Raw genomic sequence first — 23,467 nt, 5'->3', positions numbered from 1 at the left:
GTTTGCTAAGGTGGGCCTGGGGAACTTTGCCGCCTGTGGGCTGGGATGTCGCGGACACCAACGAAACGCGCCGTCACGCCGGGGCTGCACACACGGAGACGGCAGCGATGACGGGTGGCGTGGACTTCTGCGTTCTGTCCTACAACCGGCTCGACGACCTCAAGCGCTGCCTTGCCGGCGTCGAGCAGGCGATGACCGGGGGCGACCAGGTGATCGTCGTCGACAACGGCTCGACTGACGGATCGCGCGCCTTCCTTGCCGACTACGCGCAACGGAACGCTGCCTGCACCGTGGTCGAGACCGCCGAGAATCTCGGCGTGGCGGGCGGGCGCAACGCCGCCTATCGGCTGGCGCAGGGCGAATTCCTGGTCAATCTCGACGACGACTCCATCCCGCCGCCCGACATCGCCGCCCGCACCCGCGAGGCCTTCGCCCGCTATCCCAAGGCCGGCGTCATCGCCTACCGCATCGTGCATCCCGAGACCGGCGACGTGCAGAACGACAATGGCCCGCACGCCGTCGAGGTCGGCAATTTCCACGGCGCCGGCTACGCCATCGACCGCCGCACCCTGCAGTCCATCGGCCTCCTCGACGAGAAGTGCTGGTTCGCCGCCGAGGAGATCGAGTATTCGATCCGTGTCCGCCGGGCCGGCGGTACGGTGATGTCCGTGCCGGACATCGTCGTGATGCACAATTCGCGGCGGCGCACCGGCGAGCACCGGCTGAAGACCGAGCGGATGTGGGCCTACAATTTCAGCCGCGTCAGCTTCACCTATTTTCCGCTGAAGACGGCCTTCGTCTTCCTGATGCGGCAGTTCGGCATCGAGATTCCGCTGGGCTGGCGGCACGGCGGCGTGGTGCACTGGCTGCGGCTGCTCCAGGTCATGGCGTCGGGCGCCATCGACGGCCGCCGCAACCACGTCGCGCTGCCGCCCGAGGTGCTCGCCTTCTACACGTCGCCCGACACGCGGCCGGATGTCGGCAACGTGCCGCTGCGCGCCAAGCTGGCGCAGCGGCTGGCGAAGGCCTTTCCGCGCACGGCCTGACACAACTTTTGCGGCCTGGGGCGCAAAGGTTCGCGCCAGATCTCCGGATTGGGGCGAAGGCGTTCGGTTTGCACCGGCTCTTGCCAATCGGTCCTTCGCTGGCCACCATGCCGCCCGCCATGCCACGCAACGTCACATCGTTCCGGCCGCTGGCCGGGAGGGAGTTCGGAATGCCTGTCGCCTGCGGATGCCATGCGAATCATTTCTGCTGACGTCGTCGTCATCGGCGGCGGGGGCGCGGGCCTGCGCGCCGCCATCGCCGCCGCCGAGGCCGACCCGGGCCTCGCCATCGCCCTGATCTCGAAGGTGCTGCCGATGCGCAGCCACACGGTCGCCGCCGAGGGCGGCTCGGCCGGCGTGGTGCGCGACGACGACAGCCTCGACAATCATTTCGACGACACCGTCACCGGCGGCGAGTGGCTGTGCGACCAGGACGTGGTCGACTATTTCGTGCGCCACTGCACCGAGGAGATGGTGCAGCTCGAGCGCTGGGGCTGCCCGTGGAGCCGCAAGCCGGACGGCTCCATCAATGTCCGCTTCTTCGGCGGCATGAAGGTGCAGCGCACCTGGTTCGCCGCCGACAAGAGCGGCTTCCACATCCTGCACACGCTGTTCCAGACCTCGTACAAGTATCCGGCGATCACCCGCTACGACGAGTATTTCTGCGCCGACCTGATCGTCGAGGACGGGCGGGTGCGCGGCGTCGTCGCCATCGAGATCGCCACCGGCGAGATGGTGCTGTTCCACTGCAAGGCGGCGGTGCTGGCCACCGGCGGGGCGGGGCGGGTGTTCCGCCAGAACACCAATGCCGGCATCGTCACCGGCGAGGGCATGGGGTTGGCGCTGCGCAGCGGCGCGGTGCTGCGCGACATGGAGTTCGTGCAGTGGCACCCCACCTGCCTGCCCGGCACCGGCATCTTGATGAGCGAGGCCTGCCGCGGCGAAGGCGCCATCCTCACCAACAAAAACGGCGACCGCTACCTGCAGGACTATGGGCTGGGGCCGCTCGATCCCTGGCCGCGCGCGAAAGCGATGGAATTGGGTCCGCGCGATCGCCTGTCGCAGGCGTTCTGGCACGAGGACAAGAAGGGCAACACGATCCAGACGCCGCACGGCAGCGCCGTCAATCTCGACCTGCGCCATCTCGGCGAGAAGAAGATCCTGGAGCGCCTGCCGCTGATCACCGAGGCCGCCCGCACCTTTGCCGGCGTCGATCCGGTGCGGGAGCCGATCCCGGTGCGGCCGGCGGTGCACTACACGATGGGCGGCATCGCCACCAATGTGCACACTGAGACGTCGATCTCCGGCCTCTACGCGGCCGGCGAGTGCGCCAGCGTCGGCATCCACGGCGCCAACCGGCTGGGCTCGAATTCGTTGGCCGAGATCGTGGTGTTCGGCAAGGTGGCGGGCGAGCGCGCCGCGCACTATGTGCGCTCCGCCCGCCCGGTCAGTCCTGGGCGCACCGAGCGCCAGGCGGAGGTGTCGGCGGCGCGTGTCCTGCGCCTGCTCGGCAACGAGCGCGGCGAGCGCCTCGCCGAGATCCGCGATGCGATGATGGACGCGATGGAGGAGGGCGTCGGCCTCTACCGCACCGAGTCCGGGCTCAAGGCGGCATGCCGCACGCTGGCCGAGTTGCGCGCGCGCTATCGCCGCGGCATCCGGCTCGACGACAGGAATCGCGCCTTCAACACCGAGTGGCTCGCCGCCATCGAGCTTGGCAGCATGCTGGAGGTCGCCGAGGCGATGGCCCATGCCGCGCTGTGGCGCCGCGAATCGCGCGGCGCCCACCAGCGGCTGGACGCCACGGCGCGCGACGACCGGCGCTTCCTCGTGCACTCCATCGCCCGATCCGGCGGCGACGGCGCGCCGCAGATCAAGTCGGCGCCGGTGACCATCACCAAATCGCGGCCGGGCTCGCGCGTCTATGGCGGCGCCGGAACCAAGGCCGAACTGACGTGAGGTGGTCCATATGACCGACACCCGCACTATCCGCATCGAGGCCCTGCGCTTCAATCCGGAGACCGATTCCGAACCGCGCCTGCAGCGCTACGAGGTGCCGTTCACGCCCGACATGTCGGTGCTGCAGGGGCTGCAGTACATCAAGGACCACCTCGACGGCTCGCTCACCTTCCGCTGGTCGTGCCGCATGGCGGTGTGCGGCTCGTGCGGCATGATGATCAATGGCCGCCCGCATCTGTCGTGCGAGACGTTTCTGCGCGACCTCTATCCCGGCCCGGTGCGGGTGGAGCCGCTCGACCATTTCCCGGTCCAGCGCGATCTCGCCATCGACCAGGCGGGCTTTCTCGACAAGCTGGCGGCGATCAAGCCCTACATCGTGTCGGCAAAGGAGCGGCCCCTCAGCGAGGGGCCGAGCCGCCAGACCCCGGCGCAGCTCGATGCCTATTACCAGTACTCTCAGTGCATCAACTGCCTCCTGTGCTACGCCGCCTGCCCGCAATTCGGCCTGAACCCGGACTTCATCGGTCCGGCGGCGCTGTCGCTCTTGCACCGCTACAATCTCGACTCGCGCGACATCGGCTGGTCGGTGCGCGCCGACGCGGCCAATGCCGACGTCGGAGTGTGGGAGTGCACGGTCGTCGGCTACTGCTCCGAGGTCTGCCCCAAGGGGGTCGACCCCATGCACGCCGTCAATGAGAACAAGGTCAATTCGGCGCTTGATTATCTCGGCGTGAAGCGCCTTCTGGGAGGCCGGTGATGGCCGAGGTGAGAACCTACCGCCGCCCCATGCCGGCGGACTGGTGGACCAGGAACCCGTCCTACGTCGTCTACATGCTCCGCGAAGCCTCGGCGGTGTTCTTCTTTCTCTATGCGCTGGTGCTGCTGTGGGGGCTTAACGCGCTGAGCCAAGGCGAGGCCGCGTTTGACGGCTGGCGGGCCTTGCTGGCGACCCCGGCGATGATCGCCTTCCACGCGGTGGCGGCGGCGTTCGCGCTGCTGCACACCGTCACCTGGTTCATGGTGCTGCCCAAGACCGCGCCGACGCTCCGCCTCGGCGGGCGGATCGTGCCGGTTGCCGCGGTGGTGGTGGTTGGCGTCGGTGCGTCGGCGGCGATCTCGGCCTTCATCTATGCCTGGGTCGCCGGGATCCTGCCGCCCGGCCTCGCCGAGGCGGTCCGCAATCTGGTTCCGCCGGGAGGCGCGTCATGAAGCTGAAGCGCTCGCAGGAACCGATCTTCTGGCTGCTGTTCGGCGGCGGCGGTACGCTGGCGGCGCTGGTCGGCGTGGTGCTGATCGTCATCACCGGCATCCTGGTGCCGGCCGGCAGCCTTCCGCCCGACACCATGAGCTTTGCCGCGATGCACGCCTTCGCCGCCTCGCTGTTCGGCAAGGCCGCGATCTTCCTGGTGATCACGCTTCTCTTGTGGCACGGCGTGCACCGCATGGCAGCCACCGCCCATCACATCGGCCTCGCCAGCGCCCACACCGCACAGATCGTGCTGCGCGGCTTCGCGGCGCTGGCCACCGCCGCCTGCGCCTATCTGCTGGTCGGGCTGTGAAACCAGCGGCCCCACGCCCCACGCGTCAGCGTCTGGGGCCGCTGGGATGGTTCAGTCTCCGGTCGAGGGGCGGTCTCCCCGTTGAGGGTATCATGACCCGGTCGCCCGGAAATCGCAGGGGCGGGCGGTACCGCGCCGCCAGATTGTAACGAAGGCCATTCTTCGCGTTGTCATAAACGGTTCTTTATCCGCCTGCCGCTAAGCTGGTCCCTGGAGCATGATCCGACGGCATCGGGTCGGGCGCTCCAGACTCTTGAGTTGTCGCATTCTCGTTCGCAAAGCCGGTTCCCACTTTTGCGGAGAATGCTCTGGCTGAGTTGCAGTACCGGACAGCATGACGATGGCGGCAATAGCCCGTGAGTCCCTCATCATCGCCCTTGAGGACGCGATCATCCGCGGCTCTGCCGGCCGGCGCATCGAGGTGCTGCGGCAGATCACCGATCTGTTCTTCGCCGGTGCGGAAGTCTACGATGATGAGCAGATCGCACTGTTCGACGACGTGATCGGCCGGCTTGCCAATGCCATCGAAGCGGAGGCGCGCATCGAGCTCGCCTCCCGGCTTGCGCCGGCCGAGAATGCGCCGCCGCGGGTCATCCGCCAGCTTGCGCGCGACGACCTGATCGATGTCGCCGGCCCCGTTCTGTCGCAGTCGCCGCGGCTGACCGACGACGACCTGATCGACATCGCCCGCACCAAGAGCCAGCCGCATCTGCTCGCCATCTCGGAGCGCGAGGAGATCTCGCCGCCGGTCACCGACGTGCTGGTGGCGCGCGGCAACCGCGAAGTCATGCACACGGTGGCGGCCAATTCCGGCGCGCGCTTCACCGACAAGGGGCTGTCCTGTCTGGTCGACCGCTCCGATGGCGACGAATCGCTGCAGATGGCCATCGGCCGGCGCCGCGACCTGCCGCCCCAGCTCTTCCGGGCGCTGATCGCCAAGGCCACCCAGGCGGTTCAGAAGCGCCTTCTGGCCATCGCCAATCCGCTCGATGCCCGCGAGGTGCAGCGCGTGCTGGCCTCGGTGGCCGATCGCATCGGCGAGGCGGTGGCGCCGGCCAAGCGCGACTTCACCGCCGCCAAGCGCAATGTCGAGACGCTGGTCTCGCGCAGCGCGCTGAATGAGATCCAGCTGCACAATTTCGCCCGCAATGGCCGGTTCGAGGAGACGCTGGTGGCGCTCGCCGAACTCACCGGCGTGCCGTTGGAGGTCGCCGAGCGGCTGCTGCTCGGCAGCCAGCCGGACCCGGTGCTGATCCTCGGCAAGGCCGCGGGGTTCACCTGGCAGACCGTGCGGGCGATCGTCCTGGTGCGGCCGGGGGCGCAGGAGATGTCCCAGGCCGCCCTCGACAAGGCGCTCTCGCACTTCGAGTGCCTGTCGGTCCAGACCGCGCAGCGGGTGGTCCGCTTCTGGCGGGTCCGCCGCAACACGCTCACCGCGACGGCGGGCTGATACCAACGGCAGCGAAAGCTGGCCGTTGGTTCCGGTCGCGGATTTTCGCGAAATCTCTGATTTCCGAAAAGAAAATCCGCGAGTTCAACGGCTTCACGCGTCAGCGTTTGGGGCCGTTCGTATGATACGGTTTACGGCCGATCAGGCCTGCGAGCCGTGTTCCGCCAGCGCCCGGCGCCGGAACACCAGATAGGCCGGCCGCCGCCCGGCGGCGATCGCCTTGGCCTCGTAGCGGGTGGAGGGCCAGCCGGTCCAGGGATCGCGCCAGTCGTCCGCCCGCTCGGCCGTCCATTCGAACTGCGCCGCGCGCTTCAGATGGACCAGCGTCCATTCCACATAGCTGTCGATGTCGGAGGCGAAGCGGAACAGCCCGCCGGGCCGGATCGCGCGCGCCATCAGCGCCACGGTGTCGTCCGAGACGAAGCGGCGCTTCCAGTGGCGCTTCTTCGGCCACGGGTCGGGATAGAGCAGGTCGATGCCGGCGACCGATCCTTCCGGCAGCCAGGGCAGCAGCCCGAGCGCGTCGGCATGGACGAGCCGGATGTTGGGGCGGGGCGTTGCGGCGAGCGCCGCCAGCATCTTGGCCATGCCGTTGACGAACGGCTCGACGCCGATGAAGCCGACATCGGGATTGGCATCCGTCTCGTGCAGCAGATGCTCGCCGCCGCCGAAGCCGATCTCGACCCGCACGGCGCGGACCGGACACGCAAACAGCGTGGCAAGATCGGCCGGCGCCGGCTGGGCGAGGTCGAGCGCGCGCGCGGGCAGCGCGCTCGCCATCAGCTCGGCCTGGGTGGCGCGCAGCCGGTGGCCCTTGCGGCGGCCGAAAAATGCGCCGCGGCGGGAGCTGGGCTCGCCGCCGCGGTCGTCCAAGGGGTCGTTCAGCGTCGTCACGTGCAGCCGGTCAGGCTACCGCGCGGCGCAGCGTGTCGGCCAGGTCGGTCCTCTCCCAGGAGAAGCCGCCATCCTCCTCCGGCGCCCGGCCGAAATGGCCGTAGGACGAGGTGCGCGCATAGATCGGCCGGTTGAGCTGCAGATGGGTGCGGATGCCGCGCGGCGACAGGTCCATGACGTCGCCCAGCACCTTCTCCACCACGCTTTCGGAGGCGTTGCCGGTGCCGTGCAGGTCGACATAGAGCGACAGCGGCCGCGACACGCCGATGGCGTAGGAGAGCTGGATGGTGCAGCGGTCGGCGATGCCGGCCGCCACCACGTTCTTGGCGAGGTAGCGCGCCGCATAGGCGGCCGAGCGGTCGACCTTGGTCGGGTCCTTGCCGGAGAAGGCGCCGCCGCCGTGCGGGGCCGCGCCGCCATAGGTGTCGACGATGATCTTGCGGCCGGTGAGGCCGGAGTCGCCGTCCGGCCCGCCGATCACGAACTTGCCGGTCGGGTTGACGTGCCAGATCGTCGCGTTCGAGATCCAGCCCTCGGGCAGCGCCTTCAGCACGTAGGGCTTGACGATCGCCTTGATGTCGTTCGACGACAGCGCCTCGTCGAGGTGCTGGGTGGAGACCACGATCTCGGTGGCCTCGACCGGCTTGCCGTTCTCGTAGCGGACGGTGACCTGGCTCTTGGCGTCGGGGCCGAGCACGCTGGCCTCGCCCGAACGGCGCGCCTCGCTCATCAGCTTGAGGATGCGGTGGGCGTAATAGATCGGCGCCGGCATCAGCTCGGGCGTCTCGCGGCAGGCATAGCCGAACATGATGCCCTGGTCGCCCGCGCCCTCGTCCTTGTTGCCCTCGGCGTCGACGCCCTGGGCGATGTCGCGGGACTGCGAGTGCAGCAGCACCTCGATCTTCGCGGTCTCCCAGTGGAAGCCGGCCTGCTCGTAGCCGATGTCCTTGATGGCCATGCGGGCGATGTGGGCGATCAGGTCGTGGGTGATGTCGGCCGGCCCGCGGGTCTCGCCGGCGATGACCACGCGGTTGGTGGTGGCGAGCGTCTCGGCGGCCACCCGCAATTGGCTGGGATCCCAGCCATAGGTCGGGCCGAGACGGAAGAAGGCGTCGACCACCTCGTCCGAGATGCGATCGCAGACCTTGTCCGGATGACCCTCGGACACGGATTCGCTGGTGAACAGATAGCTGTTGCGGGACACGGCAAGCACTCCGGCGCTGCGCGGGCCCAACCGGGCCGGCCGAGCTGAAACCATATGCGCCACGCCGGGGAACGTGCGCGCGCGTGTTTCTCGCAGCGCGCCCCGCCGCGGTCAAGAGTGGCCGGACGTTTCGTTCGGAGTATCGAACGCGACGCGAGGGCGCGTTTCAAGGGCGCGTTTCGCAAATGCGAGAACTGGGTTGCGAGGAACGCGTATCTCGCCCGGTTTCCGGCCAGTCAAGCCGGAGATCCGTCGACCGGCCGCCGAAATCGCGCGCTCGAACAGGGAAGCGTGTTGCGCGCCAGGGGGGATGGAAGAACGGGATCCGGGGCCACGAAGTGACCCACCGGATCCTTCGGGAGGCGACCAGGTCGTCCTTTCGGGAACGGACCGGGTCGCCACAGCCTTCGCACCACCTCGTGCGACGTCCTGAAGCAGCCGAGCCGCCGTCAGTTCGGCGTCTCGGTGGGCAGTTCGGCCAGTGTCTCGACCAGCTCGACGATGCGCCGGCGCACGCGGGCGTCGCGGATGCGGGTGAAGGCGCGGGTCAGCGACAGGCCCTCTGCCGTAGATAGAAATTCCGAAACGTAAGGCGGCGAGGCCGCATCGTTGAAGCTGATGTCGGTGCCATCCAGATCAGGTGCGCCTTCGAAGAAGAAGGAGACCGGCACGCCCAGCGTCTTGGAAATCTGCTGGAGGCGGCTGGCGCCGACCCGGTTCGTTCCCTTCTCGTATTTCTGGACCTGCTGGAACGTGATTCCCAGGGAGTCCCCGAGACGTTCTTGGCTCATCCCGATCATCATCCGGCGCATCCGAACTCGGGCGCCAACGTGCTTATCGACGGGATTCGGTGACTTTGCAGACATGATTCGTGTTCTTCTCCTTGCGACCGCCATGACCAACCACGTGCGGTCGAGTCTGGTACGGTCATAGTGTCACAATTAAAAATAGATCAACCCCAAGAAGTGAGAATACGATCACAAACAAGGGACCCATCGCCGCAATCCGAAGCAGACGAAACGTACCGGGATCGGCCGCGCACGGAAGGCTGCCCGGAGTGTAAACAACTTGTCGCAAGGTTAACATTGCCTTTGCTGCAGCTTCGCTGTACTGACGGAACCCCGCACGCGACGCGCGAAAATCACAATCGCCAGGGCGCCGAGCCAGAGGGTGAGGGGGATCGCGTCGGCCAGCCGCGCATAGGGTGGCGGGGTGACCGGACGGGGCAGGTCGGCATCGACGATACCCTCGCGCCCAAGGTTGATCTGCGCCCGCATGCGGCCGAGCGGGTCGACGACCCCTGAGATTCCGGTATTGGCAGCCCGCACCACGGGCATACCTTCTTCGATGGCACGCAACCGCGCCTGGGCCAGATGCTGGTGCGGTCCGCTGGTATCGCCAAACCAGCCGTCATTGGTCAGGTTCAGCATCCAGCCCGGTCGCGGCGCATCCTTGGGCAGGTCCGCCGCCGGCGCCCCCGGAAAGACGATCTCGAAGCAGATCAAGGGCAGCGTCGGCGGCGCCCCCGGCACCTCCAACGCCCGGCGGCGCGTACCGGCCGAAAATCCGCCCTGCACCCGGGTGAGCTGCTCCAGGCCGAGCGATTCGAGCGTCGCCTGGAACGGCAGGTATTCGCCGAACGGCACGAGGTGCACCTTGTCGGCGGTGGCGATGATGGCGCCGTCCGAATCGACAATCTGGACGGAATTGTAGACGTCGTAGCGCCGCGGCCCCTTGTCCGGCCGCTCCTCGGCGCGGGCCGCGCCGGTGATCAGCACGGTGCCGGGCGGCAGGTGGTCGGCGATCTTGGCCAGCACCGCCGGCTCGCGGCTGAGGAAGAACGGGAACGCCGATTCCGGCCAGATCAGATGGGTGACCGGCGCCCCCGAGGGCGGGCTCGCGGCGAGGTCGCTGAGCTTGAGATAGTGCGCCACCACCTCATCCTTGGCGGCGTAGCGGAATTTCACGTCCTGCGGCAGGTTGGGCTGCATCAGCCGCAGCCGCACCCCCTCGACGGTGCCGACCGGGGTGGTTGCCAGCCGCACCGCGCCGAAGACGAACATCGCCGCCAGCACCAGGGCGCCGAGGCCCACCCAGCGCCAGGGGTGGCGGGTGTCGCGCGGCGCATCGGCCAGCACCGCCGGCAGCGCGCCCAGCGCCACCGCCAGGAAGGTCAGGCTCCACAGCCCGCCAAGCGAGGCGGTCTGGGCGAGCCGGAGGTCGGAGGCCAGCGCATAGCCGAAGCTGTTCCACGGCAGGCCGGTCAGCACGTGGCCGCGCAGCCATTCGGCGGCGGTGAGGCCGACCGCGAGCGCCAGCACCCGTGCCGGTCCCGGCACCCACAGCGCCCGGGCGAGCGCGGTGCCGGCCGCGGTGAACAGCGCGAGCCCGGCCGGCAGCCCCGCCACCGCCACCGGCAGCAGCCAGCCGAACTTGTCGGCATCGACCAGGAAGGCGACCCCGATCCACCACAGGCCGGTCAGGAAATAGCCGAAGCCGAACCACCAGCCGATCGCGGCGGCCGCGCCGATCCCCCGCCGGCCACCGCTGCCGGCGCCGTCGAGCAGCCACACCAGAACCGGAAAGGTGAGGAAGATCACCGGCCAGGCCAGCGCCCCGAGCGGGGCCATCGCCAGCGCCGACGCGGCGCCGGCCGCCAGCGCCGCCAGCGCCCGAGAGCGCCCCCAGGCCAGGGTGAAGCGATGGGCGATCGGGGCGGCGATCACGAGTGCAGCACCGTGTTGGTGCCGGCCGGGTCGGCGTCGGCCGGGTCGGCGTCGGTGGGATCGGCGTGGGGCGGATCGGCCGGCGGGCCCTGCCGGCGCTGCCCGCGCTGGGCCGGCTCGCCGTCGCCGACCGGCACGATCCTGAGCCGCTTGACGCGGCGCGGATCGGCATCCAGCACCTCGAACTCGTAGCCGGCCGGCCCGGGCAGGATCTCGCCGCGCACCGGCACGCGTCCGGCCACCGTCACCAGCAGGCCGCCCAGCGTGTCGACCTCTTCGGCGCCCTCCATGTCGGCGAACGCCTCGCCGAAGGTCTCGCCCACCTCGTCGAGGCCGACGCGGGCGTCGGCGATCCAGCTCCCGTCGGGCTCGCGGGTGATGCTCGGCCCGGTGTCGTCGTCGTGCTCGTCCTCGATGTCGCCGACCACCTGCTCGACCATGTCCTCGATCGACACCAGGCCGTCGCTGCCGCCATATTCGTCGATCACCAGCGCGAGGTGGACGCGGGTCGCCTGCATCTTCACCAGGAGGTCGATGGCCGGCATCGACGGCGGTACGAACAAGAGGTGTCGCAGGAGCCCGGTCTCGAAGAGCGGCTCGGAGAGGTCGAGGGCCGAGATGTCGTAGCCGGCCCGCCGGAGGCCGTGCACGGCCTCTTCGCCACGCTCTTCGCCTGCCGCCTCGGCGTCCTGCGGGCAGGCGCGGTTGGTGAGATAGGCGACGAGGTCGCGGATGTGGACCATGCCCACCGGATCGTCGAGCGTCTCGCCATAGACCACCAGCCGCGAATGGACGGCATTGGCGAACACCTGCAGCAACTCGCCGAGCGGAATGTCCTTCGGCACCGCGATGATATCGGCGCGCGGCACCATCACGTCGCCGACCCGGAGTGTGCGCAGCCCGAGGATGTTGCGGAGCATGCGCCGTTCTTCGGGCGTGAAATCGGTGGAGGACGGCGCACCCTCTTCAAGCACCTCCTCCAGATCGTCGCGCAGGGAAGAGGTGGGTGGCCTCAGCCCGAGAAAGGCGCGCAGGCGCTCGAACAGGCTCTCCCCCGCGGCCGGTTCGGGGGGCGGCGTCAGCGAGGGCTGGGGACTTCGGGTCTCGGTGGTGTCTGGCATGGCTGGGTCAGTCGATACCGCGGGCGGCATAGGGATCGGCGATACCGAGGGTTGCAAGAATGTCACGCTCGATCGTCTCCATCTGCTCCGCCTCGCCGGCCTCGATATGGTCGTGGCCGAACAGGTGCAGCATGCCGTGAACGACGAGGTGGGCGAGATGGTCGGCGATCGTCTTGCCTTCGGCGGCGGCCTCCGCCGCCGTGGTCTCGAACGCCACCGCGATGTCGCCGAGCAGCACCGGCGCGCCGGGGATGGCGACCGGCGGCGCCGGGAACGACAGCACGTTGGTCGGCTGGTCCTTGCCGCGCCATGCGCGGTTGAGGTCGCGGATCGCGGCATCGTCGACCAGCGCGATGCTGGCCTCGGCCAGCGCCGGCCGATGGGGCATGGCGGCGAACGCCGCCTCGGCCGCGGCGCGCACCCCGGCCTCGACGCCGGGCACCGCCGCCCACAGCGGGCTTTCGACCGACAATTCGGTTTCGAGCCGGGCCGGGTGTTGCCGGATCTGGTCTTGCCGGGTCACGCTGTTTCGGGCCGGAACGTTCACCGTCCGCTCCCCTTGCGCGTCCGCTGGGCGTCGCGGGCGTCATAGGCGGCGACGATGCGGGCCACCAGCTCGTGGCGCACCACGTCGGCGGCGCTGAACGCCACCTGCGAGATGCCCTCGACATCGCCCAGCAGGCCGACCGCCTCGACAAGGCCGGAGGACTGGCCGTCCGGCAGGTCGATCTGCGAAGGATCGCCGGTGACGATCATCTTGGAGTTCTCGCCGAGCCGGGTGAGGAACATCTTCATCTGCATCGGGGTGCAGTTCTGCGCCTCGTCCAGGATCGCCACGGCGTTGGCCAAAGTGCGGCCGCGCATGAAGGCGAGCGGCGCGATCTCGATCTCGCCCGACTGCAGCGCGCGCTCGACCATGCCGCGCTCCATCAGGTCGTAGAGTGCGTCATAGACTGGGCGGAGGTATGGATCAACTTTCTCGCGCAAATCGCCGGGCAGAAAGCCGAGTCGTTCGCCGGCCTCGACCGCCGGACGCGACAGAATGATGCGGTCGACCTCGCGCCGCTCGAACAGGTGCACCGCGTGCGCCACGGCGAGCCAGGTCTTGCCGGTGCCGGCCGGGCCGGTGGCGAACACCAGCGTGGAGCGCTTGAGCGCGCGGATATAGGCGTCCTGCACCGGGGTGCGGGCCCGCACCACGCGCTTGCGCAGCCGGATCTCGGCCGAGGCCAGCCGGCCCGCCGCTTCGTCCTCGAACAGCGAGCCCTGGGCGGTGACGAGGCGGATCGCGCCCTCGACGTCGCCCTGGGTGAGATCGTGGCCGGTGCGCAAGAGCTCGTAGAGCGAGTCGAGCACCTTTCGGGTCTGCTCGCAGGATTCCTGCGGCCCGGCGATGGCGACGTGGTTGCCGTGGCTGTCGGCGATGACGCCGAGCCGCCGCTCGATCAGCGCCAGATTGCGCCCGTATTCGCCGAACAGTGCGTTCGCCAGCCGGTTGTCGTCGAACTCCAGCACGAGCTGAGCGCCCTCCAGCGAGCCGATGCCGGCTGCAGCCTGTCCGCGGCGGCTCGTGCGCTCTGCACCCACCCTCACACCCCCCTAGACCGCGATTGGACGTGCGGCCGCGTCTTCAAGCTCGCCGAACAGCGTGTGGCTGCCGACCGCCACCAGTCGCACCGGCACGATGCGGCCGAGCATTTCGGGCCCGGCCTGCACGTGCACCGCCTGCATGTGCGGCGACTTGCCGACGATCTGGCCGGGCAGCCGGCCCGGCTTCTCGAACAGTACCTCGACCGTCCGGCCGACGCTCGCCGCGTTGAAGGCGCGCTGCTGCACCTCCAGCAGCGCCTGCAGCGCCGAAAGCCGCGCCGACTTGACCGCGTCGGGCACCTGGGTGTCCATCGCCGCCGCCGGCGTGCCCGGTCGCGGCGAATACTTGAACGAATAGGCGCTGGCGAAGCCGATGCGCGCCACGAGGTCCATGGTGTCGGCGAAGTCCTCGTCGCTCTCGCCGGGGAAGCCGACGATGAAGTCCGACGAGATGGCGATATCGGGCCGCGCCGCCCGCACCCGGTCGATGCGCTCGAAATAGAGCTCGCGGCCGTGGCGGCGGTTCATCGCCGCGAGAATCCGGTCGGAGCCCGACTGCACCGGCAGGTGCAGATAGGGCATGAGCTGCGGCAGGTCGCGGTGGGCGGCAATCAACTCCTCGCTCATGGCGCGGGGATGGCTGGTGGCATAGCGCAGCCGGGCGATGCCCGGAACCTCGGCGAGCCGGGCGAGCAGGCGCGCCAGCTTCCACGCCCCCCCGTCCGGTCCCTCGCCGCGATAGGCGTTGACGTTCTGGCCGAGCACGGTGATCTCGCGCACCCCGGCATTGGCGAGCCGCGTCACGTCCGCCACGACCGCCGCGACCGGGCGGGAGACCTCGCCGCCGCGGGTGCCCGGCACCACGCAGAAGGTGCAGAAGCGCGAGCAGCCCTCCTGGATGGTGACGAAGGCCGCGGCCCCGCGGCCGGCGATCGCCGCCGGCGAGGGCGGGGCGAGGCGGTCGAACTTGTCCTCGGGCGTCAGCGCAGTGTCGACGAGGCCGGGGCGGTCGGCGGCGCGCGCCACCAGCTCCGGCAGGCGGTGATAGCTCTGCGGGCCGACCACGAGATCGACCACCGGGGCGCGGCGCACCAGGTCGGCGCCCTCGGCCTGGGCGACGCAGCCGGCGACGGCGACGATCAGCCGGCGGCCCTCGGCGGCGGCGGCGTCCTTCATCACCCGCAGCCGGCCAAGCTCGGAATAGACCTTCTCGGCCGCCTTCTCGCGGATGTGGCAGGTGTTCAGCACCACCAGATCGGCATCCTCGGCCGCCTCGACGCTGACGAACCCTTCCGGCGCCAGGGTGTCGATCATGCGCTCGGCGTCATAGACGTTCATCTGGCAGCCGAACGACTTGACGTAGAGCTTCTTCCGGCGGGAAGCCTCGCGGGGCGGCGCGGCGGCCGGGCCGGGGCACGGGCGGGGGTCGTCGGTCCGGGAGTCGTCGGTCATCGTCTGCGCGAATCGATCTTTCCGAGTGTCGCGGCCTGATGCGACGGGACTGTGAAACCGGAACGCGGCGAAGGCAGAACCGTCGCCGGTAGCGCCACGCCTGCACCGCCGTACCTGTAACGCCGTACCTGCCGCCGGGCGGCTGCGGCATCCCGCCACCCGCGCGGCCGGCCGGGCGGGGCGCCTCGGGACGGGCCTTGTTGCGCAACGCCGGGGTCTTAGCGGGTTTCCGGCAAAAAGGGAACGGCGGCGGTGTGGGGCAGGTCCCGCCCCAGCAGCGCGGCCGCGGTCATCGCCCGCACCGCCGATTCGAGCGAGCGGGTGGTCTCCTTGCGGCCGCTGTTGCCGTCGAACGGCACCGGCGGGCCGAAGCTCACCACCACGTCGATGGCGCTGCGCTTCAGCAGGTTCATCAGATGGGGCGGCATGTCCATGTCGCCGTACCAGGCGACGTGGGGGCGCAGGAAGCGTCCCATCGGCAGGCCGTCGAGCCTTGTATAGGCGATCGACACCGGCTGCATCGTCACCTTGCCGTCGGCGGCGCTGCCCAGCGCGTCATGTGCCGCGCCGACCAGCGCCGAGCGGAACGGCAGGACGCGGTTGCCATCCGACGAGGTGCCCTCGCCGAACAGCACCACCGGCTCGCCCTCGGCCATGCGCGCGGCGATCTCGGCATTGACGTCGCCGGTCTTCAGCCGGCGCGAGCGGTCGACGAACACCGAGCGCTGCAGCTTGGCGAGCAGGCCGAACACCGGCCAGCCGGCGATCTCCTGCTTGGCGACGAACACCAGCGGGAACAGCGAGCCCAGCACCGGAATGTCGAGCCAGGAGACGTGGTTGGCGACCACCAGCAGCGGCCGGCCGCGGGCGGGCTCGCCGCTCACCCACACCCGCACGCCGAGCAGCCGCAGCAGCACCCGGTGATAGGCCAGCGGAACGATGCGGCGGATCGGCAGCTTCAGCGCCACCGCCGCCCATTGCACCGGCAGCAGCACCAGCGTGACCAGCACGAGGGCCGGAATGACGAGAATGGCAGGCATCAAGACCCGGTGCGCGACGGATCGCTCGAAGTGTCATCGAGCGGCAGGCAGTACAGTTCCAGCCGGTGGTCGACAAGGCGATAGCCCAGCTTGCGGGCGATCTCGCGCTGGAGCAACTCGATTTCGTCGGACTGGAACTCGATCACCTCGCCGGTGCGCAGATTGATCAGATGGTCGTGGTGGGTCTCGGTGCGCTGCTCGTAGCGCGAGCGGCCGTCGCGGAAGTCGTGCCGCTCGATGATTCCGGCATCCTCGAACAGCTTGACCGTCCGGTAGACGGTCGAGATCGAGATGTGCTCGTCGACGGCGGAGGCGCGCCGGTAGAGCTCCTCGACGTCCGGATGATCCTCGGACTCGGCCAGCACCCGCGCGATGACCCGCCGCTGCTCGGTCATCCGCATTCCCTTGGCGGCACACAGCGCCTCGATCAGGCTCGTCTTGGAGATCATCACAAAACCTGTCCCCTTCGCCACGATCCGCCCGGCCGCGGGCTGTGCAGGATCGCAGCGTGACTCAGAGTTCCGAAGTGCGGCCCTGCGACGCAGTGAGCGGCTACTTTGTCGGGCCGGGACGCCGCGCGCAACCCCGCGTGGCGCGGCCTGCACGGCAAATCGCAAGACGACGCAACGTCATCCGAGTCATCCGATGGTCCGCCGCAACACAAGCGCGGTCGCGGCTTCGCCTGGGCGGGCGTAATACGCCTTGCGCCGCCCGACTTCAACGAAGCCGGCGCCATCATAGAGCCGGCAGGCCACGGCATTGTCTTCGGCGACCTCCAGGAAAACCTCGCGCACGCCGATCGCCGTCAACTGGTCGAGGTGATGGCGCAGCAGCGCACGGCCGACGCCGAAGCCGCGCTCGGCGGGGCGCACGACCACGGTGAGAACCTCCGCCTCGGTCTCCGCCCGCCGCGACAGGAAGGCGCCGACGATGTCGTCGGGCCCGTCCGGCCCCAGGGCGACATGGGCGACGCTCGCCTGGTCGGTCAGAAGCCGCTCGAACTCGTCCTCGCTCCAGCCGCGGTCGAAACCGGTGGCGTGCAGCTCGGCCAGCCGGGCGCAATCGCCTGTCCGCGCGTCGCGCATCGCCGGCGGGGCAGCGGGGGGGAAGACAGGAAAGACAGGCATCAGCAGCGGGCGATTCGGGCGGCGTCCTGCGGCCGGGCGTCGGGCGGGCGCAGATAGACCGGACGCGGCAGGGCGTCGGGCGAGGTGGCGGCTCCGAGCCGGGCCACCCAGGCGATGTCCGGCGCCCCGCGCGGATCGACCAGCAAAGGGGGGCGCTCGACCGCCGGCCACGCCGCGGCGAGCAGAGGCGCGCCGGAGCCGACCAGCCGCACCTTGCCGATCGCCGCCACCCGCACGGCATCCCTGAGGCTCGACACCCGCGGCGAGATCATTGCCCGCCCGCCGGGGCCGGCGATCTGCATATAGACATTGCCGTGCTTGGCATCGATTGCCGCCACCACCGGCACCCGGTCGTCCTCGGCCATCACCGGCGCCGACAGCGCCGCCAACGTGGTGACGCCGACCGCCGGCCGGCCGAGCGCCAGCGCGAAGCCGCGCGCGGCGGCGATGCCGACCCTGAGGCCGGTGAAGCTGCCCGGACCGACGGTGGTGACGATGCGGTCGATGTCGTCGAAGCCGAGGCCGGCCACCCACATCACCCGCTCGACCAGCGGGATCAGCGCCTCCGCATGGCCGCGGTGCATCGGCAGGCTCTGGACCGCGCGAATCTCGTCCGCCGCTGCATCGAACAGGCAGACCGAGCAGGCACTGAGAGCCGTATCGAGGGCGAGGACGCGCAACCTGAACCTCCGCGGCCCTTCATGCGGTGAATCGTCCCGGAAGAAAAGCCGGCACGCGCGCCGAAATGATGCGGCTTCCGGTTGGTCCCTTCGGGATCCCGCAAACCGTATGACGCCCCCGGCTGCGCCGGAGTCGGGGACGCCGCAGGGGGAGGGCGCCGGTCAGACCGGGCGGACTTCCGTAACGTCCGGCACATAGTGGCGCAGCAGGTTCTCGATGCCGTGGCGCAGCGTGGCGGTGGAGGACGGGCAGCCCGAGCAGGCGCCCTTCATCGACAGGTAGACGACGCCCTCCCTGAAGCCGCGGAAGGTGATGTCGCCGCCGTCATTGGCCACCGCCGGGCGCACGCGGGTCTCGATCAGCTCCTTGATGATCTCGACCGTCTCGCTGTCGGCGTCCTCATAGAACTCGTCGTCGGCCGCGCCGGCACCGGCGTCGTCGCGCAGCAGCGGGCTGCCGGACATGAAGTGTTCCATGATCGCGCCGAGGATCGCCGGCTTCAGGTGCTGCCAGTCGCCCCCGGCCTTGGTGACCGAGATGAAGTCGCCGCCGAAGAACACGCCGGCGACGCCGGGAATGGCGAACAAGCGCTCGGCGAGCGGCGACCTGGCCGCGGCCTCGGCGTCGCGCAGGTCGAGCGTGCTGTCTTCCAGCACGGCCCGGCCGGGCAGGAATTTGAGGGTCGCCGGATTGGGCGTGGCTTCGGTCTGGATGAACATGGGGTACTCCGGAAAGCCCGGTCAAGGCGGGCGGGTCACCGTTGTCTGCTCTCCAGAGCGTCCGCCGATCCGATAGAGCCCGGCGGACGCTCCAAATGACTGAGTTGTCGCATTCTCTTCCGCAAAACCGGTTCCCGCTCTTGCGGAGACTGCTCTAGCAGGTGGGCAGGAGAAGAAAAATGGCAAGCGCCGTCAAGCCGGACCGCCATGCCCAGACCGTCAGGCAAGGGCGTCGATCTCGTCGTCGCTGAGATGCCCGGGCACGATGGCCAGCGGAATGGGGAAGGTGCCCGATGCCTTGCCGGCCAGGGTCGAGACCAGCGGCCCCGGCCCCTCCGAGCCGGTGCCGGCCGCCAGCACCAGCACGGCGATGTCCTCGTCCTCGTCGATCAGCGACATGATCTCGGAGGCCTTCTCGCCCTCGCGCACCACGCATTCCGGCTCGATGCCGGCAAGGGCGCGCACCTCGCGGGCAAAGCGCTCCAGCGTGGCGGCGGCGGCCTCGTGGGCCTCCGCCCGCATCAGGTCGGCCACCCCCAGCCATTGCTGGTCCATGTCGGCGGTCTGGATCACCCGCAGCATCAGCAGCCGCCCGCCGATGCGGGCGATGCGGCGCGCGGCGAAGCGCACCGCGCGGTCGCACTCGGGCGTGTCGTCGACAATGACCAGGAATTTCGGCTTGTGGCCGGATTCATAGGCGCGCCGCTTGCGGCTCATCGGCACCCCCCTGCCGCGATCCCGCCGGATGCTGGCACGGCCGGGTGGGGGGCGACAACCCTCCCGGCTCGGCCGGCACCGCAAGACTCCTCAGCCCAGAAGGCCGAACTCCTCAGCGCAGCAGGCCGACGATGTCCTTGACGTGGTTCATCGTCTCGGCCGCGATCACCCGCGCCCGCTCGGCGCCGTCCTTCAGCACGCCGTCGACAAAGCCGGGATCGGCGAGCAGGCGGCGCATGTCGGCGTTGAGCGGCGCGAGCTTGGCCACCGCCAGATCGGCCAGCGCGTTCTTGAAGGTGGAGAACTGGCCGCCGCCGAACTCGGCCAGCACCGCCTCGACCGACCTTTCGGACAGCGCGGCATAGATGCCGACCAGGTTCTCCGCCTCCGACCGGCCCTCCAGCCCCTTGGGCTCGGAGGGCAGGGGCTCGGGGTCGGTCTTGGCCTTGCGCACCTTCTGGGCGATGGCGTCGGCGTCGTCGGTCAGGTTGATGCGGGCATAGTCGGAGGCATCCGACTTCGACATCTTTTTGGAGCCGTCGCGCAGGCTCATCACCCGCGTCGCCGGGCCCTGGATGACCGGCTCGGTCATCGGGAAGAAGCCGTCGGCGAAGCCCGCCGCCTCGATCTGCGGCCGGAAGTCGTTGTTGAACTTCTGGGCGACGTCGCGGGTCAGCTCCAGGTGCTGCTTCTGGTCCTCGCCCACCGGCACGTGGGTGGCGCGGTAGAGCAGGATGTCGGCGGCCATCAGGCAGGGATAGGCGTAGAGGCCGACCGACGCGTTCTCGCGGTCCTTGCCGGCCTTCTCCTTGAACTGGGTCATGCGGTTGAGCCAGCCGAGCCGCGCCACGCAGTTGAACACCCAGGCGAGCTCGGCGTGCTCGGCCACTTTCGACTGGTTGAACACGATGCTCTTCTTGGGGTCGAGCCCGGCGGCAAGATAGGCCGCGGTGACCTCGCGGATGGCGCTTTTGAGCGCGGCGGGATCCTGCCACATGGTGATGGCGTGCATGTCGACGACGCAATAGACGCAGTCGTGGGTGTCCTGCATCTTCACCCAATTGACCAGCGCGCCGAGATAGTTGCCGAGATGCAGGTTGCCTGTCGGCTGCATGCCCGAGAACACGCGCTGTGCGAACGCCATGATCAGAACTCCCCCAGATAAGGCGGGCGCGTCATGGCACCGTGGCGCTCGCGACGCAAGCGGCGAGATGGGTTTGGCCGCTCTGCGCCGCGCCGCGGCGTTGCGTCCCGCCCGAGCCGCCGCTATGTGTCGGCAGCTTCGGGCGCCGCCGCTGGCGCCGCACCGCAGGCAGTCTTGGGGCGTAGCCAAGTGGTAAGGCAGCGGATTTTGATTCCGCCATTCCCTGGTTCGAATCCAGGCGCCCCAGCCAGCCTCTGCAAGACCCCTGATTTCTTTAACGAATCTGCCGGATGCGGCTCGAACGCCTCAGGTGGGACACAGGCCCGCGGCACACCGGCGCGACACGGGAGCTTCGCCGGCCTCGCCGCTGCAGCCATCCGGCTCCCGTAATAAGGTTTCCGGTCGATCCCGTCGGGATATCGGGCGCGGTCGCGCCGAAAACCCCAGGTCTGCAAGAGACTCTCGAGAACGGGATTTGCGGCGATCGGACTACGGTCTCCGGCCTGATCGGCCGGAAACCGCATGAAGACCGCAGCAAAGGCCTTGCCCTGCGCCAAATCGGCGCAACGCTCGGCTGAATGGCGATATGGACTTTCGTTAAGGTTTCATGCAGGTGTGGAACACATGACGTTTCCCGCGTCCGGGATAGCCGAAGGCAGTTCTTGCCGCGAAAGCCGCCATGTTTGACGAAAAGCGAAGATCGCACCGCAGAGACTTGCAATGGCATGCCTATGTCGTCCTGGAGGATGGCAGGCGGCTGTGCCGGGTGAGCGACATTTCCGACCTCGGCGCCTTCCTCAAGGTCGAAGGGCCCGCGGACATTCCGGAAAGCTTCGTTCTGCAGCTGACCGTCCTGGGGCCGCCCTGCCGGTCCGGCCGCGTCATGTGGCGCGATGAGCAGGGTGTCGGCGTGGAATGGACGGGCCGGGTCAGCAAGGCGGCGTGCGCCGACGGGAAATGCACCTTCGATTGCCCCGGGGTTCTCGGCGGGGCCGGCGGTCCCGGGGATGACACGGGCGACGACCACGCGTGGCTCTGACAGCGCTTGTCACTGAGAACGCGTGGCTCTGACAGCGCTTGTCACTGAGAACGCTTGTCTCTGAGAACGAGGCGGCCGGCGCTATTTCGAGGTCGTCCGGGAAGCGGCCTTCGAAGCGGCCTTCCGTCTCGGCTTGGCGTCCTGGGGCAGGGCGGCATCCCGCGTCAGCCGCAGCGCCTTCAGTCGTTCGGTCTTTGCATGAATGGCAGCCTGGTTGGCGTGATACTCGGCCCAGGCCGCCGATTCCGCCTTCTCCTGCGCTTCCTTGCGGAAGTACTGGCGGGCTTTCTCGGCCGCCGTATTCTGCCGAGGAGTGTCGGTCATCGTGAGGCTCTCGTGTGAAAAAGCCCCGCTGCCCGGCGAACCGGGTGCGAGGCTTAAACCAGAGTTTTACCAGTACATCCGTGGTCGAAGCTCCACGGAGGTGCCGCTGCCGTCAGACGGCCCGTAGATTGTCGGCAGATGATTTGCCGGTCCGCCGGTCGGCAACCACGTCGAAACTCACGCGCTGCCCTTCGTTCAGGGTGGACATACCGGCGCGCTCCACCGCGCTGATGTGCACGAACACATCCTTGCCGCCGTCATCCGGCTGGATGAACCCAAAGCCCTTTTGGCCATTGAACCACTTCACGATTCCTTGCGTCATGTCGTCGAATCCTAAAGATAAGGTGTGAGGCGGTGCGACCGCTCAGGCGTCAGAGATCGAGGCTTTGGTGGGAAACCGTCAGTCAAGCGCGCGTTGCGCGGCAAGGCCAAGTCGTTCGGCCGAAACCCGATGGACCTTTTTAGACGGGATGGCGGTGCGAGGCAAGGAAAGCCAACGGGATCATAATAGGTTTATGTCGCCAGTTTCCCGATCGGCTGGGGAACAATTTTGGCTTTGGCATTTCGACCTGCCAAGCCCTGGCTGGCGGCTGCCCCAGCGTGCCCCCGCCGCTCCTTGGCCAGCCGCGACGCTCACACCCTGCGCCGCTGATCCAGCTTGCGCACGACGGCCGACCAGAACCGGTGCTGGCGCGCATCCGCGACGCTCTGGCGCCGGTTCTCAAGCGCGACGGCGCGCGCCTGCGGGCCATGCTGCCCGATCAGCTCCGCCACCCGTCCCCTGACGGTGCACATGAATTCCTGAAGCGTGACATCGTTCACCTGGGCCATCCTCGCGCGCCGAAAAAGGACAGGGCGGCTCTGTTCCGGCCACACCCCGCCCGTGCCTCAACCAAGAACCGGTGGGCGCGCTCTGCCGCTACATTGGATTGCATCCAAGTATGAACGGCACGGCCGAACACAATGGTCGACGCCACGAAACGGGAGCGCTTTTTCGGTCCGGAGCAAGACCCTCGCCGCTCCCGGCCCGCCGCTGGCGCATTCTGCGCAAACGCGGGAACCGGCTATGCGAAAAGAGGGTGCGATCGCTCAGTCTCTTGGCGCATCCGCCTGGTTCGATCGAATCGCCGGATGCTCTGACGGCGAGCGTCCGGCGTCGGTGGTGACGGCAGATGCCGGGGCGGCTGCGCCGGGGTCAACGGCGGCCAGGGCGAAGTGCAACCCGAGAATGGGCGCGAACACCAGCCCGAGAAGGGCAACGACGATGAGGGTCACGCTGTCGCTGCGTGCATCTGCCGCCCGCTCGCGCGGGCCGGTGGAGAACAGGTTCTGGAGGGTCATGGCTCACCTCGCTTGACCAGCCGCCTCGGGCCGGTCGCGTGGCGAGCCGATCAAGCGATCAGGCGGCGGTCACGCGGTCGGCCGGGGGCGGCGCGGTCATTCGACTACTGTCGCTTGGCATGGGATTCGGAGTTCCTGTGATGACACGCGTCGGCGCTTGGGCGTCAGCGTGCGAACGCTCCTCAGATGCGCCCGATGGGAGAGTCCGTCAACCCCCGAAACCAGGGCGATCGGGTGAAGAAAGGCGTGACAAGGTCCTGAAGTGCTGAATCTGTCGGTTCCTTCGATTCGGATGCGGAGGATGGGCGATGGAGCCAGCGGAACCGGACTTTGC

The 23,467-nt window shown here is 68.9% G+C and carries 26 protein-coding genes and 1 tRNA gene; 8 read left to right on the top strand and 19 right to left on the bottom strand.

Annotation, left to right across the window (positions count from 1 at the left end; genetic code table 11):
* Positions 1–107: 107 nt before the first annotated feature.
* From F1193_RS04825 to F1193_RS04800, 6 genes are all read left to right on the top strand, one after another.
* The gene (locus tag F1193_RS04825) at positions 108–1,046 is read left to right on the top strand and encodes a glycosyltransferase family 2 protein (protein ID WP_150096543.1); all 939 of its coding nucleotides are present in this window, start codon (positions 108–110) and stop codon (positions 1,044–1,046) included.
* A gap of 192 nt (positions 1,047–1,238) precedes the next feature.
* Positions 1,239–3,005, top strand: coding sequence for a fumarate reductase (quinol) flavoprotein subunit (gene frdA, locus F1193_RS04820; protein WP_150096542.1), 1,767 nt, complete (start codon positions 1,239–1,241; stop codon positions 3,003–3,005).
* A gap of 10 nt (positions 3,006–3,015) precedes the next feature.
* A complete protein-coding gene (locus F1193_RS04815) occupies positions 3,016–3,762 on the top strand; it encodes a succinate dehydrogenase/fumarate reductase iron-sulfur subunit (protein WP_150096541.1) in 747 nt (248 codons plus the stop codon).
* A complete protein-coding gene (locus tag F1193_RS04810; protein WP_150096540.1) occupies positions 3,762–4,214 on the top strand; it encodes a succinate dehydrogenase/fumarate reductase transmembrane subunit in 453 nt (150 codons plus the stop codon). The genes F1193_RS04815 and F1193_RS04810 overlap by 1 nt, the downstream gene beginning before the upstream one ends.
* Complete coding sequence (frdD, locus tag F1193_RS04805; RefSeq protein WP_210247296.1) at positions 4,211–4,564, top strand: fumarate reductase subunit FrdD; 354 nt, start codon at positions 4,211–4,213, stop codon at positions 4,562–4,564. Before F1193_RS04810 ends, frdD begins: the two co-directional genes overlap by 4 nt.
* Before the next feature lie 340 nt (positions 4,565–4,904).
* Entirely contained in the window at positions 4,905–6,014 is a 1,110-nt protein-coding gene (locus tag F1193_RS04800) for a DUF2336 domain-containing protein (RefSeq protein ID WP_170263368.1), read from the top strand.
* Between the two features lie 141 nt (positions 6,015–6,155).
* Here F1193_RS04800 and trmB read toward each other — a convergent pair whose 3' ends face one another.
* From trmB to trpS, 15 genes are all read right to left on the bottom strand, one after another.
* Positions 6,156–6,899, bottom strand: a complete 744-nt coding sequence (trmB, locus tag F1193_RS04795; RefSeq protein ID WP_150096650.1) for a tRNA (guanine(46)-N(7))-methyltransferase TrmB — start codon at positions 6,897–6,899, stop codon at positions 6,156–6,158.
* A gap of 19 nt (positions 6,900–6,918) precedes the next feature.
* On the bottom strand, positions 6,919–8,112 hold the full coding sequence (gene metK / locus F1193_RS04790; protein ID WP_150096538.1) for a methionine adenosyltransferase: 1,194 nt from the start codon (positions 8,110–8,112) through the stop codon (positions 6,919–6,921).
* A gap of 449 nt (positions 8,113–8,561) precedes the next feature.
* Positions 8,562–8,978 carry a helix-turn-helix domain-containing protein gene (locus F1193_RS04785; protein ID WP_150096537.1) on the bottom strand — a complete coding sequence of 139 codons (417 nt, stop codon included), beginning with the start codon at positions 8,976–8,978 and terminating at the stop codon, positions 8,562–8,564.
* Between the two features lie 213 nt (positions 8,979–9,191).
* On the bottom strand, positions 9,192–10,838 hold the full coding sequence (gene lnt / locus F1193_RS04780; RefSeq protein WP_246164128.1) for an apolipoprotein N-acyltransferase: 1,647 nt from the start codon (positions 10,836–10,838) through the stop codon (positions 9,192–9,194).
* Positions 10,835–11,989 (bottom strand): hemolysin family protein, encoded by a 1,155-nt coding sequence (locus F1193_RS04775; protein WP_150096648.1) that lies wholly within the window; start codon positions 11,987–11,989, stop codon positions 10,835–10,837. Before F1193_RS04775 ends, lnt begins: the two co-directional genes overlap by 4 nt.
* Positions 11,967–12,482, bottom strand: a complete 516-nt coding sequence (ybeY, locus tag F1193_RS04770) for an rRNA maturation RNase YbeY (protein ID WP_246164127.1) — start codon at positions 12,480–12,482, stop codon at positions 11,967–11,969. The genes F1193_RS04775 and ybeY overlap by 23 nt, the downstream gene beginning before the upstream one ends.
* A gap of 20 nt (positions 12,483–12,502) precedes the next feature.
* Positions 12,503–13,501, bottom strand: coding sequence for a PhoH family protein (locus F1193_RS04765; RefSeq protein WP_246164143.1), 999 nt, complete (start codon positions 13,499–13,501; stop codon positions 12,503–12,505).
* Between the two features lie 57 nt (positions 13,502–13,558).
* Positions 13,559–15,001, bottom strand: a complete 1,443-nt coding sequence (gene miaB, locus F1193_RS04760; RefSeq protein ID WP_150096535.1) for a tRNA (N6-isopentenyl adenosine(37)-C2)-methylthiotransferase MiaB — start codon at positions 14,999–15,001, stop codon at positions 13,559–13,561.
* Between the two features lie 218 nt (positions 15,002–15,219).
* Complete coding sequence (gene olsA, locus F1193_RS04755; RefSeq protein ID WP_150096534.1) at positions 15,220–16,041, bottom strand: lyso-ornithine lipid O-acyltransferase; 822 nt, start codon at positions 16,039–16,041, stop codon at positions 15,220–15,222.
* On the bottom strand, positions 16,041–16,490 hold the full coding sequence (locus tag F1193_RS04750) for a Fur family transcriptional regulator (protein ID WP_150096533.1): 450 nt from the start codon (positions 16,488–16,490) through the stop codon (positions 16,041–16,043). Before F1193_RS04750 ends, olsA begins: the two co-directional genes overlap by 1 nt.
* A gap of 189 nt (positions 16,491–16,679) precedes the next feature.
* Positions 16,680–17,168 (bottom strand): GNAT family N-acetyltransferase, encoded by a 489-nt coding sequence (locus tag F1193_RS04745; RefSeq protein ID WP_150096532.1) that lies wholly within the window; start codon positions 17,166–17,168, stop codon positions 16,680–16,682.
* On the bottom strand, positions 17,168–17,848 hold the full coding sequence (gene tsaB / locus F1193_RS04740; protein ID WP_150096531.1) for a tRNA (adenosine(37)-N6)-threonylcarbamoyltransferase complex dimerization subunit type 1 TsaB: 681 nt from the start codon (positions 17,846–17,848) through the stop codon (positions 17,168–17,170). Before tsaB ends, F1193_RS04745 begins: the two co-directional genes overlap by 1 nt.
* A 162-nt stretch (positions 17,849–18,010) precedes the next feature.
* Positions 18,011–18,568, bottom strand: a complete 558-nt coding sequence (locus tag F1193_RS04735) for a NifU family protein (protein WP_150096530.1) — start codon at positions 18,566–18,568, stop codon at positions 18,011–18,013.
* Between the two features lie 219 nt (positions 18,569–18,787).
* Positions 18,788–19,285, bottom strand: coding sequence for a universal stress protein (locus tag F1193_RS04730; RefSeq protein ID WP_126400990.1), 498 nt, complete (start codon positions 19,283–19,285; stop codon positions 18,788–18,790).
* A gap of 112 nt (positions 19,286–19,397) precedes the next feature.
* On the bottom strand, positions 19,398–20,429 hold the full coding sequence (gene trpS, locus F1193_RS04725; protein ID WP_150096529.1) for a tryptophan--tRNA ligase: 1,032 nt from the start codon (positions 20,427–20,429) through the stop codon (positions 19,398–19,400).
* A gap of 175 nt (positions 20,430–20,604) precedes the next feature.
* Here trpS and F1193_RS04720 point away from each other — a divergent pair.
* Positions 20,605–20,679: transfer RNA gene (locus F1193_RS04720), tRNA-Gln, on the top strand.
* 429 nt (positions 20,680–21,108) lie between these two features.
* On the top strand, positions 21,109–21,468 hold the full coding sequence (locus F1193_RS04715) for a PilZ domain-containing protein (protein ID WP_150096528.1): 360 nt from the start codon (positions 21,109–21,111) through the stop codon (positions 21,466–21,468).
* Between the two features lie 81 nt (positions 21,469–21,549).
* Here F1193_RS04715 and F1193_RS04710 read toward each other — a convergent pair whose 3' ends face one another.
* The 4 genes from F1193_RS04710 to F1193_RS04695 form a co-directional block, all read right to left on the bottom strand.
* Positions 21,550–21,792, bottom strand: coding sequence for a hypothetical protein (locus F1193_RS04710; protein ID WP_150096527.1), 243 nt, complete (start codon positions 21,790–21,792; stop codon positions 21,550–21,552).
* A 112-nt stretch (positions 21,793–21,904) separates the two neighbouring features.
* Positions 21,905–22,114 carry a cold-shock protein gene (locus tag F1193_RS04705; RefSeq protein WP_150096526.1) on the bottom strand — a complete coding sequence of 70 codons (210 nt, stop codon included), beginning with the start codon at positions 22,112–22,114 and terminating at the stop codon, positions 21,905–21,907.
* 311 nt (positions 22,115–22,425) lie between these two features.
* On the bottom strand, positions 22,426–22,614 hold the full coding sequence (locus F1193_RS04700) for a hypothetical protein (RefSeq protein WP_150096525.1): 189 nt from the start codon (positions 22,612–22,614) through the stop codon (positions 22,426–22,428).
* A gap of 267 nt (positions 22,615–22,881) precedes the next feature.
* Complete coding sequence (locus F1193_RS04695; RefSeq protein WP_150096524.1) at positions 22,882–23,133, bottom strand: hypothetical protein; 252 nt, start codon at positions 23,131–23,133, stop codon at positions 22,882–22,884.
* Between the last annotated feature and the right edge of the window lie 334 nt (positions 23,134–23,467).

This window comes from Blastochloris sulfoviridis, assembly GCF_008630065.1.
Classification (GTDB): Bacteria; Pseudomonadota; Alphaproteobacteria; order Rhizobiales; family Xanthobacteraceae; genus Blastochloris; species Blastochloris sulfoviridis.
This window is presented reverse-complemented; position numbering and strand designations above follow the sequence as displayed.

Excerpts from the sequence above, each read along its gene's own strand:
- frdD (WP_210247296.1), top strand. The coding sequence starts at position 4,211 with ATGAAGCTGAAGCGCTCGCAGGAACCGATCTTCTGGCTGCTGTTCGGC.
- F1193_RS04775 (WP_150096648.1), bottom strand. The coding sequence starts at position 11,989 with ATGCCGCCCGCGGTATCGACTGACCCAGCCATGCCAGACACCACCGAG.
- F1193_RS04710 (WP_150096527.1), bottom strand. The coding sequence starts at position 21,792 with ATGACCGACACTCCTCGGCAGAATACGGCGGCCGAGAAAGCCCGCCAG.
- F1193_RS04810 (WP_150096540.1), top strand. The coding sequence starts at position 3,762 with ATGGCCGAGGTGAGAACCTACCGCCGCCCCATGCCGGCGGACTGGTGG.
- F1193_RS04815 (WP_150096541.1), top strand. The coding sequence starts at position 3,016 with ATGACCGACACCCGCACTATCCGCATCGAGGCCCTGCGCTTCAATCCG.
- F1193_RS04745 (WP_150096532.1), bottom strand. The coding sequence starts at position 17,168 with ATGCCTGTCTTTCCTGTCTTCCCCCCCGCTGCCCCGCCGGCGATGCGC.
- frdA (WP_150096542.1), top strand. The coding sequence starts at position 1,239 with ATGCGAATCATTTCTGCTGACGTCGTCGTCATCGGCGGCGGGGGCGCG.
- F1193_RS04750 (WP_150096533.1), bottom strand. The coding sequence starts at position 16,490 with ATGATCTCCAAGACGAGCCTGATCGAGGCGCTGTGTGCCGCCAAGGGA.
- trpS (WP_150096529.1), bottom strand. The coding sequence starts at position 20,429 with ATGGCGTTCGCACAGCGCGTGTTCTCGGGCATGCAGCCGACAGGCAAC.
- F1193_RS04695 (WP_150096524.1), bottom strand. The coding sequence starts at position 23,133 with ATGACCCTCCAGAACCTGTTCTCCACCGGCCCGCGCGAGCGGGCGGCA.
- olsA (WP_150096534.1), bottom strand. The coding sequence starts at position 16,041 with ATGCCTGCCATTCTCGTCATTCCGGCCCTCGTGCTGGTCACGCTGGTG.
- F1193_RS04715 (WP_150096528.1), top strand. The coding sequence starts at position 21,109 with ATGTTTGACGAAAAGCGAAGATCGCACCGCAGAGACTTGCAATGGCAT.
- F1193_RS04800 (WP_170263368.1), top strand. The coding sequence starts at position 4,905 with ATGGCGGCAATAGCCCGTGAGTCCCTCATCATCGCCCTTGAGGACGCG.
- F1193_RS04735 (WP_150096530.1), bottom strand. The coding sequence starts at position 18,568 with ATGTTCATCCAGACCGAAGCCACGCCCAATCCGGCGACCCTCAAATTC.
- F1193_RS04825 (WP_150096543.1), top strand. The coding sequence starts at position 108 with ATGACGGGTGGCGTGGACTTCTGCGTTCTGTCCTACAACCGGCTCGAC.
- miaB (WP_150096535.1), bottom strand. The coding sequence starts at position 15,001 with ATGACCGACGACTCCCGGACCGACGACCCCCGCCCGTGCCCCGGCCCG.
- F1193_RS04785 (WP_150096537.1), bottom strand. The coding sequence starts at position 8,978 with ATGTCTGCAAAGTCACCGAATCCCGTCGATAAGCACGTTGGCGCCCGA.
- F1193_RS04730 (WP_126400990.1), bottom strand. The coding sequence starts at position 19,285 with ATGAGCCGCAAGCGGCGCGCCTATGAATCCGGCCACAAGCCGAAATTC.
- F1193_RS04705 (WP_150096526.1), bottom strand. The coding sequence starts at position 22,114 with ATGACGCAAGGAATCGTGAAGTGGTTCAATGGCCAAAAGGGCTTTGGG.